Source organism: Variovorax sp. N23 (assembly GCF_025486315.1).
GTDB lineage: Bacteria > Pseudomonadota > Gammaproteobacteria > Burkholderiales > Burkholderiaceae_C > Variovorax.
The window spans coordinates 1-1543 of sequence record NZ_JAOOPY010000035.1 but is presented as its reverse complement, the minus strand read 5'-3'; the positions used below and the strand labels follow the sequence as shown (position 1 = coordinate 1543).

Below are 1543 nucleotides of genomic sequence, written 5' to 3'. Positions count from 1 at the left end.
AGCTTCGGCTCGGCCATCCGCAGCGACTTCGTCTGCGGCATGGCCAAGGTCCGCGGCAAGTTCGTCATCGTGCTCGACGCCGCGAACGTGCTGGCCATCGAAGATTTTTCCACCCTGGTCGATCTCGCGGCCTGATTCGCGCCGTCACAACGTCAAGACAAACGAAGGCTCCCATGTTCAATCAAATGCGTCTCGCGACCCGCCTCGGGCTCTGCTTTCTCTTCGCTCTGGCGGCACCGGCGGTGCCGTGGGCACTGGCGCAGGCGCAGGTGCTGTCGGCCGGCGCAGCGTGGGCGATGGCGGGCGGTGCTGCCATTCTGAGCATGCTGGTCGTTGCCTCGGTGACGGCAGACATCGCCCGCGCCGTGAAGGCCGCGGGGGACACCGTTCGCCGACTGACCGAGGGCGACTTCCGGGAGCCGACCGAGATGCCGGTCGCGTCGTCGACCGAACTGGGAGCGCTGCACGCCGCGCAGCGTGCGCTGCTGGAGAAGCTCAAGCGCGTGATGTCCGAACTGGGGCGCATGTCGCGGGAGCACGACGCGGGCGACATCGACGTCGTGATCGATGCCAGTGGGCTGGAGGGCGAGTTCCTGCACATGGCGAGCGGCATCAACCAGATGGTCGGCGGCCACATCGCGGTGAAGAAGAAGGCCATGGCCTGCATCGCCGAATTCGGCCGCGGCAACTTCAATGCGCCGCTGGATGCCTTTCCCGGCAAGAAGGCCTTCATCAACGACACCATCGAGCAGGTGCGTCGCAACCTGATCGGCCTGATCGCCGAGATGAACCGCATGTCGACCGAGCACGACAAGGGCGACATCGACGTCTTCATCGATGCGACGCGCTTCGACGGTGACTTCCGCGCCATGGCCGAGGGCATCAACCAGATGGTCGGCGGGCACATCGCGGTGAAGAAGAAGGCCATGGCCTGCATCGCCGAATTCGGCCGTGGCAATTTCAATGCGCCGCTGGACGCCTTCCCCGGCAAGAAGGCTTTCATCAACGAGACCATCGAGCAGGTGCGCTCCAACCTCCAGGCGCTGATCGCCGACACCCATCTGTTGGTCGAAGCGGCCACGGCAGGCCGGCTGGACGTGCGGGCCGACGCCAAGCTCCACCACGGCGATTTCCGGGAGATCGTCGACGGAATCAACAACACGCTCGACGCCATCGTGGAGCCGGTGAACGAGGTCAGCCGCGTGCTCCATGTCATGGCCCAGGGCGACCTGACCCAGGTTGCGCGGACGGACTTCAAGGGTCAATTGCAGTCGCTCTGCGAAAGCGTCAATGCCACGGTGAGCAAGCTGGCCGAGGTCGTGGCCGAAGTCAACGGCGGTGCCGAATCGCTGGCCAGCGCATCGGACGAGGTGAGCGCGACGGCGCAGTCGCTGAGCCAGGCGTCGAGCGAGCAGGCCGCGGGTGTGGAAGAGACCAGCGCGTCGATGGAGCAGATGACCGCGTCGATCTCGCAGAACACCGAGAACGCGAAGATCACCGACAGCATGGCGACCAAGGCGGCGGCCGAAGCCAGCGAAGGCGG

At 65.6% G+C, this 1543-nt stretch carries 1 pseudogene; it reads left to right on the top strand.

Features of this window, described 5'->3' with window-relative positions:
* Positions 1 to 173: 173 nt before the first annotated feature.
* Positions 174 to 1543 (top strand): annotated as a pseudogene (locus N8A90_RS25315) (methyl-accepting chemotaxis protein); the annotation flags it as partial.